Genomic DNA, 15544 nt, shown 5'->3' on the forward strand with positions numbered 1-15544 from the left:
CGATGGGGGCGGGCGGTGCGGACATCGCACTGGCGTCCGCCGACATCGTGCTGATCGGCAGCGACCTGCGCAGGCTCGGCACCTGTGTGCGCCTGAGCCGCCAATGTCGGCGCACGCTGCAGGTGAACGTGATCATCGGTCTGGGCTGGACGCTGGCCATCGTCGTGTTCGCCGCGTTCGGCTGGCTGGGCGCCGCCGGGGCGATGATCGCAGCGTTGCTGCACAATCTCAGCACACTGCTGGTGTTGGGCAATGCCGGTCGCTTGTTGCGATTCCAGGAGCCCCTGTTGAAGCTGAACGAGCAGAATTGATCATTTTTCGAACTGTGCGCCGGTCTTGAAGTCTTCAGATAAGGCGCACTGAAGCACGGAGATCGGTGCCGTTGCAGCCACGTTGGCTGATAGGTGGCGACTATCGAATCGATAGCCTGCTAATTTTCAAGGATGGTCTACCCTCAGATCAGACGTCTGAAACCAGGGGGATATTCCATGCTCGCGCAACTTCCACCGGCCTTACAGAATCTGCAGCTTCCGCTTCGCCTGCGACTCTGGGACGGCCATGAATTCAATCTGGGCCCGACGCCCAGCGTCACCATCGTGGTCAAGGACCCGTCGATGGTGACCCAGTTTACCCATCCAAGTCTTGATGCGCTGGGGGCGGCGTTCGTCGAGGGCAAGCTCGAACTCGAGGGCTCGATCAGCGAGGTCATCCGGGTCTGCGATGAGTTGAGCAACGCGTTGCTCGACGAGGACGAAGACAGTCAGCCGGTGCGAACCGTGCACGACAAGGAAACCGACGCCAAAGCCATTTCCTACCACTACGACCTGTCCAACGCGTTCTATCAGCTGTGGCTGGACAGCGACATGGCGTATTCCTGCGCCTATTTCGAAACCGGCAGCGAAACCCTGGAGCAGGCCCAGCAGGCCAAGTTCCGGCACCTGTGTCGCAAGCTGCGCCTGCAACCGGGTGACTACTTGCTGGATGTGGGTTGCGGTTGGGGCGGTCTGGCGCGTTACGCCGCCCGTGAGTTCGGTGCCAAAGTCTTCGGTATCACCCTGAGCAAGGAACAACTGGCGCTGGCTCGGGAGCGCGTCAAAGCCGAAGGCCTGGAAGACCAGATCGAACTGCAACTGCTCGATTACCGTGATCTGCCGCAGGACGGGCGTTTCGACAAAGTGGTGAGCGTCGGCATGTTTGAGCACGTGGGTCACGCCAACCTGGCCGAGTACTGCAAAACCCTGTTCGGCGCGGTGAAAGAGGGCGGTCTGGTGATGAACCACGGCATCACCGCCAAGCACACCGATGGCCGTCCGGTGGGACGCGGTGCCGGGGACTTCATCGAAAAATATGTGTTCCCCAATGGCGAGCTGCCACACCTGGCGATGATCTCGGCCGAGATCAGCGAGGCCGGTCTGGAGGTCGTCGATGTCGAAAGCCTGCGTCTGCATTACGCGCGCACGCTGGACCACTGGAGCGAGCGGCTGGAGGACAACCTCGAAGCGGCCGGCAAACTGGTGCCGGATCAGGCCCTGCGTATCTGGCGCCTGTACCTGGCCGGTTGCGCCTACGCGTTTGCCCGGGGCTGGATCAATCTGCACCAGATTCTTGCGGTGAAGGCCCACCCCGATGGCAGCCATGAACTGCCGTGGACCCGCGACGACATCTATAACCCTTGAGCTAGAGAATCGGTGAAATCAGCCGGGCGATCCGCATGCCGAGTTGTTGCAGGCGGTGGATCTCCCGGCCTTCTTCCTTGGCAATTTCGTAGGCCTGGGCAAAGTCTTCATTGAGCATCTGTTCCACGTGGCCGGCGAATTCGCTGTCGACCGTCAGCAACATCACTTCGAAATTCAACCGGAACGAACGGTTGTCCAGATTGGCGCTGCCGATGGCGCTGATTTCGCTGTCGACCAACACCACTTTCTGATGCAGGAAACCCGGTTCGTAGCGGAACACCCGCACCCCGGCGCGCACCGCTTCGAACGCGTAAAGGCTCGATGCTGCGTAAACGATGCGGTGATCGGGGCGCGACGGTAGCAGCAATCGCACATCGACACCGCGCAGCACCGCGAGGCGCAATGCGGCGAACACCGCTTCGTCGGGGATGAAGTAAGGGCTGGTGATCCACACACGTTCAGTCGCGGCATGGATGGCTTCGACGAAGAACAGCGAACAGGTTTCGTAGGCATCCGCCGGGCCGCTGGCCAGCAGTTGGCAGAGCACGCCGTCTTCCGGATAGACGTCCGGCAGGATCAGCGGCGGCAGCGTACGTGCGGCCCAGAACCAGTCTTCGGCAAATGACTCCTGCATACACGCGACCACCGGGCCGCGCACCTGAACGTGGGTGTCGCGCCATGGTGCCAGGGGTAGTTTTTCGCCCATGTATTCGTCGCCGACGTTATGCCCGCCAACGAAGCCGATCATTCCGTCGACCACGACGATCTTGCGATGGTTGCGGAAATTCACCTGGAAGCGATTGAGCCAGCCGCTGCGGGTAGCGAACGCTTTAACTTCGACTCCGCCATCGCGCAGGGCCTGCACGTAACTGTGGGGCAGGGCGTGGCTGCCGATGCGGTCGTACAGCAGATGAATCGCGACGCCTTCTGCGGCTTTCTTCAGCAACAGCTCGCGCAGACGCTGGCCGAGGCGATCGTCGTGAATGATGAAAAACTGAATCAGCACGGCTTCCCGAGCCTGGTCGATTGCGTGGAAAATCGCGTCGAACGTGGCGGTGCCGTTGATCAGCAATTGCACTTCATTGTTGGCCAGGCACGGCATGCGGCCCAGCTTCGGCATCGCCCGTAGTGAGTCGTAGGCATTCGAGGCGCGAGCGGTCAGGGCTTCCTCTACCCACGGCCGCCAGTTGAGTTCGGAAACGGCCTGACGCATCTGTTCGTTGGCCTGACGCCGGGCCTTGATATAACCGTCGAAGGTGCTGCGACCGAACACCAGGTAGGGAATGAGGGTGAGATAGGGAATGAAGATCAGCGACAGCGCCCAGGCGATCGAGCCTTGCGCGGTACGGACGGTCAACACCGCATGGATGGCGGCAATCGTGCCCAGACTATGTATCAGAGCGATCAGATAACCGAAGATGTGCGGTCCAAAATAATCCATGGGGCAACCTTGCTCCTGAAGATTCAATGCTTAACAGACCATGTTCCTTTGCGGTTGTCGCTATTTTCTTTTTAGCCATGAAAGCAGGCCATGAACCGAAACAAGCGGCCGGCGTCTAACGGCCACTACTGATCAGGAGTTTTTCAATGAACGTTCGTCTGCTGGGTTTGGCGCTGGGTCTGGGGTTGGCCTTGCCGTTGGTTGCTCAGGCGCAAATGCTGCAGCCGGGGTTGTGGGAAATGACGTCGAGCAACGTAAAGGTCGATGATCAGGCCATGGACGTGCAATCGATCCTCGGCCAGATTCAGGGCCAGATCTCCCCGCAACAGCGGGCGGCGCTGGAGAAGCAAGGGATCAACATCGGTGGCAAAGGCATCCGTGCCTGCCTGACGCCGCAGCAAGTGGCGACCAACGATATTCCGCTGGCAGACCCGCAGTCGGGCTGCAAACAGCAGATCACCGAGCGCAACGGCAACCAATGGAAATTCCGTTTCAGTTGTCCGCGAGCCTCGGGCACCGGTGTGGCGACGTTCGTCAGCGATCGTGAGTTCACCACCATCGCCAACGGCACGTTCAATGCCATCGGCATCAACCAGAAGGGCAGTCTGGAAACCCGCGCCGTGTGGTTGGGCCAGGACTGCGGCACCGTCAAACCAAGAGCCTGAAAATCGAACCGCCCCCACAACGGTGTGGGGGCGGTTTTTTCTAGCGCATGAACCGCAACGGCAATCCCTGACACCCGTCATGCAGCCGATTGTCGTGCCACGCAACCTGTCCCGACACCAGCGTCGTACTCACCCGATGGCGAAAGCTTCGACGAGCAAACGGCGTCCATCCGCACTGTGACAGGATCGGTTGTCGTGATACCGCGACACCCTCGGGCTCTGGCTGAATCAATACCAGATCCGCCCAATAACCTTCCCTCAAATAACCGCGATCCGGAATGGCAAACAGGTCGGCCACCCGGTGGCTGGTCTTTGCCACCAGCGTGGTGATCGGCAGCACGCCATCCGCTACCAGTTCCAACAACGCCGGCAACGCATGTTGCACCAGAGGCAGGCCGGACGGTGCCTGGGCATACGACAGCTGTTTCTCCGCCCAGGTATGCGGGGCGTGGTCGCTGCCGATCACATCCAGTCGATTGCTCGACAAGGCCAGACGCAGGGCATCACGATCAGCCTGGCTTTTGATCGCCGGGTTGCATTTGATCTGGTTGCCGAAGTCCGGATAGTCGCGATCATCGAACAGCAGGTGATGCAGGCAAACCTCCGCCGTGATGCGTTTATGCGCCAGAGGTTTGTCCTCGAACAGTTGCAGTTCCCGAGCGGTGGTCAGGTGCAGCACGTGCAGGCGAGTGCCATGGCGTTTGGCGAGATCCACCGCCAGCGAAGAGGAGCGATAACAGGCCTCGGCATTGCGGATCAATGCATGGGCGTCGGGTGGAAGATGCTCGCCGAACTGCTCGCGCAACCTGACGGCGTTGGCCTCGATGCTCGGCGTGTGTTCGCAATGGGCCAGCAGGATCGTCGGCACCTCGGCGAACAATCGTTCCAGCGTTTTGGGGTCATCAACCAGCATGTTGCCGGTCGACGCCCCCATGAACACTTTGACCCCGGCCACTTCACTTGGATTGAGCGCCGCGACGGTGTCCAGGTTGTCGTGACTGACGCCGAAGTGAAAGCCGTAGTTGGCCACCGAGTTGATCGCCGCTCGACGCTTTTTGTCGGCCAGCGCTTCGAGGGTGAGGGTGGCCGGGTTGGTGTTGGGCATGTCCATGAAACTGGTGATGCCACCGGCCACGGCTGCGCGGGATTCGGTGTAGATGCTGCCTTTGGTTGGCGAGCCCGGCTCACGGAAATGCACCTGGTCGTCGATCATTCCCGGCAACAGCCATTGGCCGTTGGCGTCGATTTCCAGTGTGGCGTTTTCACCTTCTATGCTGCGGCCGATCTTGACGATGCGACCGTGGCTGACCAGCAGATCGGCGTAGAACTCATGCCCGTCATCAACCAGGCGCGCATTGCGAATCAGCACACTGTTCATGGGATCAGAACTCGTTCTGCAGGGCTTTGTAGCCGCGCACCAGATCGACGTTGGTGCGCGCCACGTCTTCGGAAAACTCCGAAGCGCTGACGCTCACCGGCGGGAATTGCGAGAGGTCGGTGCCCGGCCCGATGCGGGTGGTGGAGGGCACGTAGAACGCATCCGGCAGATCCCGGCCATCGACCACCGAGTTGTGCCGCACCACGCAACCGTTGCCCACCACGCAGTTGAACAGCACGCTGTTGAAGCCGATGAACACCCTGTCGCCGACCTTGCATGGCCCATGCACGATCGAGCGGTGGGCGATGGAGCTGAACTCACCGATGGTCACCGCCGCGCCGGATTTGGAGTGAATCACCACGCCATCCTGGATGTTCGAGTTGGCGCCGATGGTGATCGGCTCCATCTCGCCCGAAGCGTCTACTTCATCGGCGCGAATGACGGCGTAGGGGCCGACGAACACGTTTTCGCCGATCACCACTTTGCCGCAGATGATCGCGGTTTTATCGACGTAGGCAGACTCGGCAATTTGCGGCAGATCGCCGGAAGGATTTTTGCGGATCATGGTTGGCTCAGGGCGTCGTAAAGGGTGTTGAGGTTGTATTCGAAGAGGCCGGTGAACGTGCTGGCCGGACCTGACGCGGCGAGGGCGTCGGAGTACAGCGTGCCGCCGATGTGTGCGCCGCTTTCATCGGCAATCTGTTTGAGCAGGCGCGCGTCTTTGATGTTTTCCATGAACACCGCTTTGACCTTGGCCTGGCGGATCTGGGTGATCAGTGCAGCGACTTCGGCGGCGGAAGGTTCGCGCTCGGTGGACAGACCTTGCGGCGCCATGAAGTCGATCCCGTAGGCTTGCCCGAGATAACCGAAGGCGTCGTGGCTGGTGACGATCTTGCGGTTGCCCGGCGGCAGGGAGCCGAGCTTGGCCTTGGCTTCGGCGAGGAGGGCGTAGATCTGTTTCAGGTAGGCCTTGCTGTTGCGTTCGTAGTCGGCTTTGTTCGCTGGGTCGGCGGCGATCAGTGCCTTGGTGATGTTGGCGACATACAGCTCGGTGTTGGCCAGGTTGTGCCAGGCGTGAGGGTCGGGAACGGTTTCGCCATCTTCATCCAGAGAGCGGGGAATCACGCCGTGGCTGGCGCTGATGACGGTGGCTTTGGTGTCGGTGCTGGTCACCAGTCGATCTAGCCATGGCTCGAAACCCAGTCCGTTCTTGACGATCAGTTTGGCTTTCAGAAGTGCCTTGGCATCGTCCGGCGTCGGTTCGTAGGTGTGGGCGTCGGCGTCCGGGCCGACCATGTTGGTGATCTGGATATGCTCGCCGCCGACCTGATGCACCATGTCGGCAAGGATGCTGAAACTGGTGACCACCGGCAGTTTCTCCGCCGCCGACAATGACATCGACAGCATCAGGCTGAACAACACAAGTAGAGCGCGCATCGGGAAACACCTCATTGGGATGTGAGCAAGGGCGGGCGGCGCAGCAGGCCGTGTACCGGCCCGAGCACGACGGACAACAGGTAACCGATGCCCGCGACCAGCACGATGGCCGGACCGCTGGGCAGCGAGTAGTAGAACGACAGCAACAGACCGAGCCACACCGACAGGCAACCGATGACTGCGGCGATGGCGATCAGGATTGGCAGGCGCCGGCTCCAGAAACGTGAAGCGGCGGCGGGCAGCATCATCAGTCCGACCACCATCAGCGCACCGATGGCCTGGAAACCAATGACCAGATTCAGTACCACCAGAGTCAGAAACACCCCATGGGCGATCGGGCCGAGTCGGCTGACGGTGCGCAGGAACAGCGGATCGAGGGTGTCGAGCAGGAGCGGGCGATAGATCAGCGCCATGGCAATCAGACTCAGCAGCGAAACGCCCAACATGCCGTTGAGGGTCGGTCCGTCGACCGCCAGTGCCGAGCCGAACAGCAAGTGCAGCAGGTCGAGACGTTTGCCGGCGATACCCAGAATCAACACGCCGCTGGCCAGGGAGATCGGGTAGATGGCCGCGAGGCTGGCGTCCTCGCGCAGGCCAGTGCGACGGGTGATCCACGCGGCGAGTCCGGCCATGCTCAGGCCAGCGCCGAGTCCGCCGAGGGTCAGCGCGGGAAGACTCAGGCCGGCAAACCAGAAGCCGAGGGCGGCACCGGGAAGGATGCCGTGAGCGACGGCGTCACCGATCAGGCTCATGCGCCGCAGGATCAGGAACACGCCCAATGGCGCAGTGCTGCACGCCAGCAGCAAACCGCCGAGCAGTGCTCTGCGCATGAACACGAACTCAAGGAACGGTTGCCAGAAATGCGCGGCGGCGTGCATCAGGCCACCTGCACGTTGGGTGTTTGCTGGATCAGTTCGACACTGGGGCCGAACACGCAGCCGCTGTGTTTGATCAGCAGCGTTTGTGGAATGTGTTGGCGGACAGCGGCGAGGTCGTGGCCCACCATGACCAGTGTCCGGCCTTGCTCATGCCAGGTATGCAGGTGTTGCCAGAGCAATGCCTGACCCAATTCATCGAGAGCGGCATGGGGTTCGTCGAGCAGCAGCAAAGGCGTGTCGGCGAGACTCAGTCGAGCGAGCAGGGCGCGTTGCAGTTCACCGCCGGAGAGGGCCATCAACGGGCGCTGTTCAAGGCCACTCAAGTGCCAATCTTCAAGTGCCTGGGTGAGGCGTTGTGCGCGCAATTGCGTTGACAGTCGACGCCCCCAGAAACCGGCGGCTACCAATTCCTGAAGACTGATCGGGAATTGTCGGTCCAGGTGCTGTTGCTGAGGGAGGAATGACAAGCCGCTTTGGCGAGGGACGCCTAATGCAACGGCGCCGGCCAAAGGTCTCTGCAGTCCGGCGATGACTTTCAGCAGGCTGCTTTTACCGCTGCCGTTGACACCGATGATGGCGGTCAGGCTACCGCGTTCCAATTGAAGGCTCAGCGGCGGAGTGAGGGGTTGGCCGGGTGATCCCCAACTCAAGGACTGGAAACGAATCATGCGGTCTCCCGGCGCCAGTGACTTTCTGCGACCGCGTCGTGGGCGTGGAGGCTTTCGGCGTGGATCACGCATAGGTGGAATTCGCGGATGCCGGGTGAGCGACGCAGCGCCAGATTCAGGCGGCGCGCGGCGTCTTCGCAGAACATCAGGTTCTGGCCATTGGCGAGGGCGAAGGCTTGTTCGTCGGCGCGCTTTACGGCGGTTTGCACGGCGGTGCCGAGGGCCGCTTCGGCATCGTTGATGGTCGAGGTCAGAGGCAAACCATCGACGAATTCATCCAGGTGCAGATGCAGTTGCGCGGTGCTGCGTTGGCTGTGGGGTGTTGCGACGATCCCCTGTGTCGAGCCCAGCCAGGCCAGAACCTCGGCATGTTGCAACGGCTTGTTGGCGAAGTCGTCGACGAATTGCTGCTGGATCAATTGCCTCGCCAGAGCGGCAGAGCAGGGGCAAGTCGAGGAATAGGCCACCTCGATTTTCAGTTCCACGTGGAACACTGTGTTTTTCAGAGTGGCTGCAATGGTCACCGGATAGGTTTTCCATCCTGCCAATGGGCTGACCAATGCGGGCCTTCTGAGCAGCAAATCCGTATGGATATTCAAATAGGCGCTGTTGGCCAGGCCTTCATGGCTGTCGAGAAAACGCTGCAAAACCTGGTGCAGAAGTGCGGGATTGAGGTTCTGTTGTTCCAGCCTTTCGAGCGCCAGATACAACCGTGACATGTGAATGCCACGGGCTTCGCCGTCATCGAGGCTGACACCGGCATCGGCTTTTGCTGCCAGGCGTTGGCCTTCGATAAAGACAGGTAGAGCGATGCCACGCATTCCCACCCAATCAAGCGGCAAAGCTTGGCGGGCGGCTTGCGCGGCGATATCCGGCAGCGTCAGCGCATTCATGTTCAGTACCATCGTGTTGATTGAATTTGATGTTACATTATAACAATTCAAATCACGATGCCTTTTTCATGAACGGGCTTTCATATGCACAGACGCCATTTGCTTAACCTGATGTTGGCCAGCGCTGCTTTGGCTTTTCCTTTCAGTGTCAGCGCCACACAAATTCGCAATGCACGCCTCTGGCGTTCGGATGACAAGCTTCGGTTGGTCTTCGATTTGAGCGGGCCAGTGAGCTACAAGACGTTCACACTGAGTGCACCGGATCGTCTGATCATCGATTTGAGTGGTGCCAGTTTGAGTGGCGATTTCAGTCAATTGGCGCTCAGCGAAACGGTTATTCGCAGCATCCGCTCAGGGCATTTTGGAAAGGGTGATACCCGTATCGTTCTGGATTTGAGTCGCCCAGTTCAGATCAATACCTTCCTGCTGACGCCTCAGGATGGGCAGGGGCATCGCCTGGTTCTGGATCTTTTGAACGATTCAAAAGTGGCAGCGCCGAGCGTTCCACGTGAAACACCCGGGAAAACCAATCATCCAAAACGAGACATTATTGTCGTGGTCGACCCTGGTCATGGCGGTAAAGACCCTGGTGCAGTCGGTGCAAAAGGCGAGCGTGAGAAAGACGTTGTGCTCTCGATTTCACAGCTGCTCGCCCGTCGGTTGAAGCGGGAAAAAGGCTTCGATGTGAAGCTTGTACGCAACGACGACTTCTTTGTACCGCTACGCAAGCGCGTTGATATTGCCCGTCAGCACAAGGCCGACATGTTCATTTCGGTGCACGCGGATGCCGCGCCGCGTCTGACCGCTTCTGGCGCATCTGTGTATTGCTTGTCTGAAGGTGGCGCGACGTCGGCCACTGCGCGCTTCATGGCGCAGCGGGAAAACGGCGCGGATCTGCTCGGTGCAACCAGCCTGCTGAATCTGAAGGACAAGGACCCGATGCTCGCCGGGGTCATCCTCGATATGTCGATGAACGCCACGATCGCCGCCAGTTTGCAGTTAGGCAGCACGGTGCTGGGGAGTCTGGCGGGCATCACCACGCTGCATCAAAAGCGTGTGGAACAAGCAGGATTTGCGGTGCTGAAGTCACCCGATGTGCCGTCGATTCTGGTGGAAACCGGGTTCATTTCCAACGCGCGGGACAGTCAGCGGCTGGTCACGGCACGCCATCAGCAAGCGGTGGCTGATGGATTGTTTGAAGGGTTGCAGCGCTATTTCCAGAAAAACCCACCGGCTGACAGCTACATCGCCTGGCAGCAGGAGCGGCAACAAGCACGTGTCTAGCAGCCCGTGAGTCGGCTGCAGGTGAACTTCCCGGTGCTTCCGCCGGAGCTGGAGAAGCGGTTGATCGTCGTCCAGCCCACCCGGCGGTTGTAGCCGACCCAGGCTTCGCCGTCGGAAGCGATCCCGGTGAAGAACGTCAGTTGCCCGTAAATGCTGTTGGTTTGCGCCCAGTAACGTTGGCCAATCTTCTCGAAACCCCGTAGGTAAATCGTCTTGCCGGCGGTGTTGACGCTATAGGCATTGCCATTGGCATCGACACACGCCAGCAGGTTCGCGCTGCGCGTGCAGGTAGCGAGCCCTGGGACTTGTGCCCATACGTCGAAGGCCAGCAAGGCGAGACCGAGGAGTGAGCATTTCAGCGCAGTTTTCATGAGGCGGCTCAAGGGCGAAGTGTTTCCAGCTTCCAGCCCTTTGTCATTTCCGGCAAGAAGAAAGTGGATCTTTAATATTGTTATACTATAACATAAATTCGATCGGGCTTTCCGTGGCTCCTGTATTCAAGCGTCTGCTTCTCTGACGGTCTCGTCGAAGCCCAAGAACGCCTGCCGCCGAGAGCGTTTCCTGCGTTTAGCTACCGTTTGATGAGGTTTACCCCATGTCTTCCCCGCTTCCCGTGACCGTTTTATCCGGCTTTCTCGGCGCCGGAAAAAGTACACTTTTGAATTACGTACTACGTAACAGAGACGATCTGCGTGTGGCTGTGATCGTCAATGATATGAGCGAAATCAACATTGATGGCAGCGAAGTTCAGCGTGATGTCGACCTGAACCGCGCAGAAGAAAAACTCGTGGAAATGAGCAACGGCTGTATCTGCTGTACGTTACGCGAAGATCTTCTGGAGGAGGTCGCCAAACTTGCCCGGGAAGGTCGATTCGATTATCTGCTGATCGAATCCACCGGCATTTCCGAGCCACTGCCGATTGCCGAGACCTTCACTTTCCACGACGAGCAGGGCCAAAGCCTCACGGACATCGCTCGCCTCGATACCATGGTCACTGTAGTCGACGGCCTGAATTTCCTGCCTGATTTCCAGGCCGCCGAAAGCCTGGCTTCCCGTGGCGAAATTCTTGGAGAAGAAGATGAGCGTTCGATCACCGATCTGTTGATCGAACAGATCGAGTTCGCCGACGTTCTGTTGATCAGCAAGATCGATCTGATCAGCAGCAGCGAACGGGAAGAGCTGATGGCGATCCTCAAGCGGCTCAACGCTAACGCCGAAATCATCCCGATGGTGATGGGCGAAGTGCCGCTTGAGAAGATCCTCAACACCCACCGCTTCGACTTCGACAGGGCCGCAACCGCCCCGGGCTGGCTACAGGAATTGCGTGGCGAACATGTGCCGGAAACCGAGGAGTACGGCATCGCGTCCACGGCTTACCGCGCGCGTCGACCCTTTCATCCTCAGCGTTTTTTCGACTTCATCGATCGGCCTTGGCTGAACGGCAAGCTGCTGCGCTCCAAAGGTTTCTTCTGGCTCGCGAGCAAACCCACGGATGCCGGCAGCTGGTCCCAGGCGGGCGGTTTGATGCGCCACGGTTTCGCCGGGCGCTGGTGGCGTTTCGTGCCGAAGAATCAGTGGCCACAGGATCAGGAAAGCACCGCTGCGATCATGGAGAACTGGACCGCCAGCGTAGGAGACTGTCGTCAGGAGCTGGTGTTTATCGGCCAGAACATCGATTTCGCACAACTCAAGTCAGCCCTGGATGACTGCCTGCTCACCGATGCCGAGATGGCGCTCGGTGTTGAAGGATGGCGATTACTGGCCGATCCGTTCGGCCCTTGGCATGACGAGGCCGCGTGATGCTTGCCCTCAAACCGTTGCAAAACAGAACGCGTCAGCAAGTCCTCGGCCCGACCCCACAAGCGCTGGCGAGCATCCTGGAAGATGAAATCAACCTTGCCGTCTGGCAGCGGCAGCTTCCGCTGCATGTCGCCGATTTCGCGAGATTGTTGCTTTCATTGGATGAGCCCTACGCCGAAGCGCTGAGCCTCGAATTACACGACGAAGACACCGAACCGGACCTCACTGGCCTGGCCGGCGGATTCCGTGATCTGGAAGGCTACGAAGGTTTTATCGCCGACCTGAAATGGCTGGTCGGCGCCTTCGCCTGCCTGCTCGGGGCACGGCGGATCGGCCTGCGCTTGCGTGTGCTGGACAAGGCGATGTGCCCGCGTTTTCACGTTGATCATGTGCCTGTCCGGCTGATTACCACCTACGCCGGTATTGGCAGCGAGTGGCTGAAGGAAGGGGAAATGGATCGCCGGCAACTGGGAAAACCACTCGCCGAACCGCAGGAAAAATCGCGGATTCAGCAACTGGTCAGCGGCGAAGTGGCGCTGCTCAAAGGAGAAAAGTGGCACGGCAACGAAGGTTTCGGCCTGATCCATCGTTCTCCGCAACCGGCTTCGGGTGAACGGCGTCTGATGCTGACCCTCGACTGGCTGGGCTGATGCCTCAAGGCTTGAGCCAGTTGCCCTGGCTCTGGCTTTCGCAGTACGGCTTCAAATAGGCCGCATCGGTGGGCACGCCGTAATAGTGGATATCCTGGCGATAAGGCATATTGGCGACTTGCGCGTTGCTGCACACGCCAAAAGCCCCGGTTGGGCACTGATCGACGTACTGCACGTCGACTGTCTGCCCCGCCAGAGTGGGTTTGCAGAAGCCGTCATTGAACAGTTTCTCCGGGATGTTGCGGTTCTGCTGGCAGACCTTCACGTCGAGGCGTTCCGCCTGGCTGTGCACCACACAGGCCTGGGCCAGTGCTTCGCCCGACACCAACGCCAACAGCAACGACCATCCCATCCACCGCATTCCCGACCTCCAGAAAACCTTGATCATGTTGCAGAACATTCCCACCCACGTCATCGCAGGCCCCTTGGGCGCCGGCAAGACCAGCCTGATCCGCCAGCTCATGGCGCAGCGACCGGCCGGTGAGCGCTGGGCGGTGCTGATCAACGAGTTCGGCCAGATCGGCCTCGACGCTGCGCTGTTGACCCGGGACGCCGATGGTATCGCACTGGGCGAAGTGGCCGGGGGCTGTTTGTGTTGCGTGAACGGTGCGCCGTTTCAGATCGGGCTGGGACGTTTATTGCGCAAGTCTCAGCCGGATCGCCTGTTCATCGAGCCTTCCGGATTGGGGCATCCGGTGCAGTTGCTGCAACAACTGAGCGAGGCGCCATGGCAAGGCGTTCTCGCCGTTCAGCCCTGCGTTCTGGTGCTGGACGCCCAGGCACTGGCGGCGGGCAAGACACTGCCGCCGGCTCAACAGGAGGCGATCCCGAATGCCGGCCTGCTGGTGTTGAACAAGGCAGAAAACCTCGATGAATCCGAGCGTGAGCGGATCGTCCGCCAGCTACCGCCGGTCAGGCTGATCTGGACACAACAGGCGTCGTTGCCCCTGAGCGAATTGCCAGGAGTGGCGGCTCAAGCGCAAGCCGGTGTGGATAAGTTGATCGTGCCCAAGGGGCTGGCGCAGATGCCGGCCGTCTGGAGCGATCCGGTTTTGCCGATTTGCCTGAGTCAGGCGCAGGAGGGCGGTTGGAGCATCGGCTGGCGCTGGCACCCAAGCCAGACGTTTGACGTGATTCGCATCACTCAGTGGCTGGAATCTCTGCACTGGCGCCGGGCGAAGCTGGTTATCCACAGCCAGGACGGCTGGCGGTCAGCCAATGCGCTGGATAACACCCAACTGGACTGGCAGCCCAGCGAGTGGCGCAAGGATTCACGGATCGAGCTGATTTTCGACCAGCCGCAGGCGATCGACGAGTTGCAGGCAGGATTGGCCGGCTGTCGGATTCAAGCGGCCTGACTCAAGGCTTCCACTTGGTGTGTTCCTGGCGCCACTGGCTCAGCTCGATCACTTGCGCGCTCGGCTTGGCCACTTCCACCACCGGCGGGGTGTCGTCGAACGGTGCCGGGTAGGGCGCCAGTTCGATCTGAGCGCTGTGGGGGCCGAACTGGGTGATGGTGCCGTTGTGACGGGTTTCGCCGGTCACGGTGAATTCGAAGTTGTAGACCCGGGCCAGACGTCGACGGCCACTGGCATCCTTGATGAAACCGATCTTCTTCAGCGCCACGTTGCCGTCGAGCAGTTCGACGCCGACATTCACGCAATGCTGCTTGACCCGTTCCAGCGCCCGCTCACGCAGGCCGTGGTTGTGCCACAGCCACGCGCCGGCAACGGCGAACAGCATCAGCACGAAAATGTTTTCCAGGGTCAGCATCAACAAGAAACTCCAAAAGTTGGCATCAGCTTAACTGCGTCGCCGGTCTGTCGTACAGGCTGCGTTTCGTCGCATACTGCGCGGCTTGAATTTCAATCGTTTTACGGAAAAACCCGAATGAAACGTACGCCTCATCTGCTCGCCATCCAGTCCCATGTGGTGTTCGGCCACGCCGGCAACAGCGCTGCGGTTTTTCCGATGCAGCGGGTCGGGGTCAATGTCTGGCCGCTCAACACCGTGCAGTTTTCCAACCACACCCAATACGGCCAGTGGGCCGGGGAAGTGCTGGCACCGCAGCGGATCCCGGAACTGGTTGAAGGTATCGCCGCCATCGGTGAATTGGGCAATTGCGACGCGGTGCTGTCCGGTTATCTCGGCAGTGCGGCGCAGGGCCGGGCAATTCTCAGTGGCATCGAGCGGATCAAAGCGGTCAATCCGAAAGCCCTGTACCTGTGCGACCCGGTGATGGGTCATCCGGAGAAAGGTTGCAGCGTGCCGGCCGAAGTCAGCGACTTCCTGCTCGACGAAGCCGCAGCGGTGGCTGACTTCATGTGCCCGAACCAGCTCGAGCTGGACAGCTTCTCCGGGCGCAAGCCACAGTCGCTGTTCGATTGCCTGGCGATGGCGCGCGCGCTGCTGGCGCGCGGGCCGAAGGCGGTGTTGGTCAAACATCTGGATTACCCGGGGAAACCGGCGGATGGCTTCGAGATGCTGCTGGTGACGGCTGAGGGCAGTTGGCACCTGCGTCGTCCGCTTCTGGCGTTCCCACGTCAGCCGGTCGGTGTGGGCGATCTGACGTCCGGCCTGTTCCTGGCGCGGGTGCTGCTCGGCGACAGTCTGGTGGCGGCGTTTGAATTCACCGCAGCGGCGGTGCATGAAGTGCTGCTGGAAACCCAGGCCTGCGCCAGCTATGAACTGCAACTGGTGCGGGCGCAGGACCGGATCGCTCATCCGCGGGTGAAGTTCGAGGCGACAGCGATCAGCCTCTGATCATTGCAGC

At 60.2% G+C, this 15544-nt stretch carries 17 protein-coding genes and 1 pseudogene; 8 read left to right on the top strand and 10 right to left on the bottom strand.

The window, feature by feature from the left end; all coding sequences use genetic code 11:
• Both AC3WRD_RS24575 and cfaB read left to right on the top strand, forming a co-directional pair.
• Positions 1 to 311 (top strand): annotated as a pseudogene (locus AC3WRD_RS24575) (cation-transporting P-type ATPase); the annotation flags it as partial.
• 177 nt (positions 312 to 488) lie between these two features.
• Positions 489 to 1676, top strand: a complete 1188-nt coding sequence (gene cfaB, locus AC3WRD_RS24580; RefSeq protein WP_096817081.1) for a C17 cyclopropane fatty acid synthase CfaB — start codon at positions 489 to 491, stop codon at positions 1674 to 1676.
• A 1-nt stretch (position 1677) separates the two neighbouring features.
• Here cfaB and cls read toward each other — a convergent pair whose 3' ends face one another.
• Positions 1678 to 3117 carry a cardiolipin synthase gene (gene cls / locus AC3WRD_RS24585; RefSeq protein ID WP_102620632.1) on the bottom strand — a complete coding sequence of 480 codons (1440 nt, stop codon included), beginning with the start codon at positions 3115 to 3117 and terminating at the stop codon, positions 1678 to 1680.
• A 146-nt stretch (positions 3118 to 3263) separates the two neighbouring features.
• On the opposite strand from cls, the gene AC3WRD_RS24590 reads away from it, so the two are divergent.
• The gene (locus AC3WRD_RS24590; RefSeq protein WP_096817084.1) at positions 3264 to 3782 is read left to right on the top strand and encodes a DUF3617 domain-containing protein; all 519 of its coding nucleotides are present in this window, start codon (positions 3264 to 3266) and stop codon (positions 3780 to 3782) included.
• Positions 3783 to 3822: 40 nt separating this feature from the next.
• On the opposite strand, the gene AC3WRD_RS24595 is transcribed toward AC3WRD_RS24590, so the two are convergent.
• From AC3WRD_RS24595 to folE2, 6 genes are read right to left on the bottom strand one after another with little or no spacing between them, the layout of a single operon-like run.
• On the bottom strand, positions 3823 to 5160 hold the full coding sequence (locus AC3WRD_RS24595) for a dihydroorotase (protein WP_102620633.1): 1338 nt from the start codon (positions 5158 to 5160) through the stop codon (positions 3823 to 3825).
• Between the two features lie 4 nt (positions 5161 to 5164).
• Positions 5165 to 5725: a gamma carbonic anhydrase family protein gene (locus AC3WRD_RS24600; RefSeq protein WP_085731299.1), complete on the bottom strand. Its 561-nt coding sequence runs from the start codon at positions 5723 to 5725 to the stop codon at positions 5165 to 5167.
• Entirely contained in the window at positions 5722 to 6597 is an 876-nt protein-coding gene (locus AC3WRD_RS24605) for a metal ABC transporter substrate-binding protein (RefSeq protein WP_102620634.1), read from the bottom strand. The genes AC3WRD_RS24600 and AC3WRD_RS24605 overlap by 4 nt, the downstream gene beginning before the upstream one ends.
• An 11-nt stretch (positions 6598 to 6608) precedes the next feature.
• Positions 6609 to 7475 carry a metal ABC transporter permease gene (locus AC3WRD_RS24610; protein ID WP_102620635.1) on the bottom strand — a complete coding sequence of 289 codons (867 nt, stop codon included), beginning with the start codon at positions 7473 to 7475 and terminating at the stop codon, positions 6609 to 6611.
• Entirely contained in the window at positions 7475 to 8143 is a 669-nt protein-coding gene (locus tag AC3WRD_RS24615; protein ID WP_102620636.1) for a metal ABC transporter ATP-binding protein, read from the bottom strand. Before AC3WRD_RS24615 ends, AC3WRD_RS24610 begins: the two co-directional genes overlap by 1 nt.
• The gene (gene folE2 / locus AC3WRD_RS24620; protein ID WP_102620637.1) at positions 8140 to 9036 is read right to left on the bottom strand and encodes a GTP cyclohydrolase FolE2; all 897 of its coding nucleotides are present in this window, start codon (positions 9034 to 9036) and stop codon (positions 8140 to 8142) included. Before folE2 ends, AC3WRD_RS24615 begins: the two co-directional genes overlap by 4 nt.
• A gap of 84 nt (positions 9037 to 9120) precedes the next feature.
• Here folE2 and AC3WRD_RS24625 point away from each other — a divergent pair, with 84 nt between their 5' ends.
• On the top strand, positions 9121 to 10320 hold the full coding sequence (locus tag AC3WRD_RS24625; protein WP_102620638.1) for an N-acetylmuramoyl-L-alanine amidase: 1200 nt from the start codon (positions 9121 to 9123) through the stop codon (positions 10318 to 10320).
• On the opposite strand, the gene AC3WRD_RS24630 is transcribed toward AC3WRD_RS24625, so the two are convergent.
• Complete coding sequence (locus tag AC3WRD_RS24630; protein ID WP_096817097.1) at positions 10317 to 10691, bottom strand: glutamine synthetase; 375 nt, start codon at positions 10689 to 10691, stop codon at positions 10317 to 10319. The genes AC3WRD_RS24625 and AC3WRD_RS24630 overlap by 4 nt on opposite strands.
• Positions 10692 to 10915: 224 nt before the next feature.
• On the opposite strand from AC3WRD_RS24630, the gene zigA reads away from it, so the two are divergent.
• Together zigA and AC3WRD_RS24640 are read left to right on the top strand one after the other, a co-directional pair.
• Positions 10916 to 12121, top strand: coding sequence for a zinc metallochaperone GTPase ZigA (zigA, locus tag AC3WRD_RS24635; RefSeq protein WP_102620639.1), 1206 nt, complete (start codon positions 10916 to 10918; stop codon positions 12119 to 12121).
• Positions 12121 to 12771, top strand: a complete 651-nt coding sequence (locus AC3WRD_RS24640) for a DUF1826 domain-containing protein (RefSeq protein ID WP_102620640.1) — start codon at positions 12121 to 12123, stop codon at positions 12769 to 12771. Before zigA ends, AC3WRD_RS24640 begins: the two co-directional genes overlap by 1 nt.
• Positions 12772 to 12775: 4 nt before the next feature.
• On the opposite strand, the gene AC3WRD_RS24645 is transcribed toward AC3WRD_RS24640, so the two are convergent.
• On the bottom strand, positions 12776 to 13132 hold the full coding sequence (locus AC3WRD_RS24645; RefSeq protein WP_102620641.1) for an NADH:ubiquinone oxidoreductase: 357 nt from the start codon (positions 13130 to 13132) through the stop codon (positions 12776 to 12778).
• A 25-nt stretch (positions 13133 to 13157) separates the two neighbouring features.
• Between AC3WRD_RS24645 and AC3WRD_RS24650 the strand changes: the two genes are divergently transcribed.
• Positions 13158 to 14129 carry a CobW family GTP-binding protein gene (locus tag AC3WRD_RS24650; protein WP_102620642.1) on the top strand — a complete coding sequence of 324 codons (972 nt, stop codon included), beginning with the start codon at positions 13158 to 13160 and terminating at the stop codon, positions 14127 to 14129.
• Position 14130: 1 nt separating this feature from the next.
• Here AC3WRD_RS24650 and AC3WRD_RS24655 read toward each other — a convergent pair whose 3' ends face one another.
• Positions 14131 to 14544, bottom strand: coding sequence for a DUF3301 domain-containing protein (locus tag AC3WRD_RS24655; protein ID WP_102620643.1), 414 nt, complete (start codon positions 14542 to 14544; stop codon positions 14131 to 14133).
• A gap of 117 nt (positions 14545 to 14661) precedes the next feature.
• Between AC3WRD_RS24655 and pdxY the strand changes: the two genes are divergently transcribed.
• The gene (gene pdxY, locus AC3WRD_RS24660) at positions 14662 to 15534 is read left to right on the top strand and encodes a pyridoxal kinase PdxY (RefSeq protein ID WP_085708787.1); all 873 of its coding nucleotides are present in this window, start codon (positions 14662 to 14664) and stop codon (positions 15532 to 15534) included.
• Positions 15535 to 15544: the final 10 nt, after the last annotated feature.

This window comes from Pseudomonas sp. FW215-R2 (assembly GCF_058789255.1).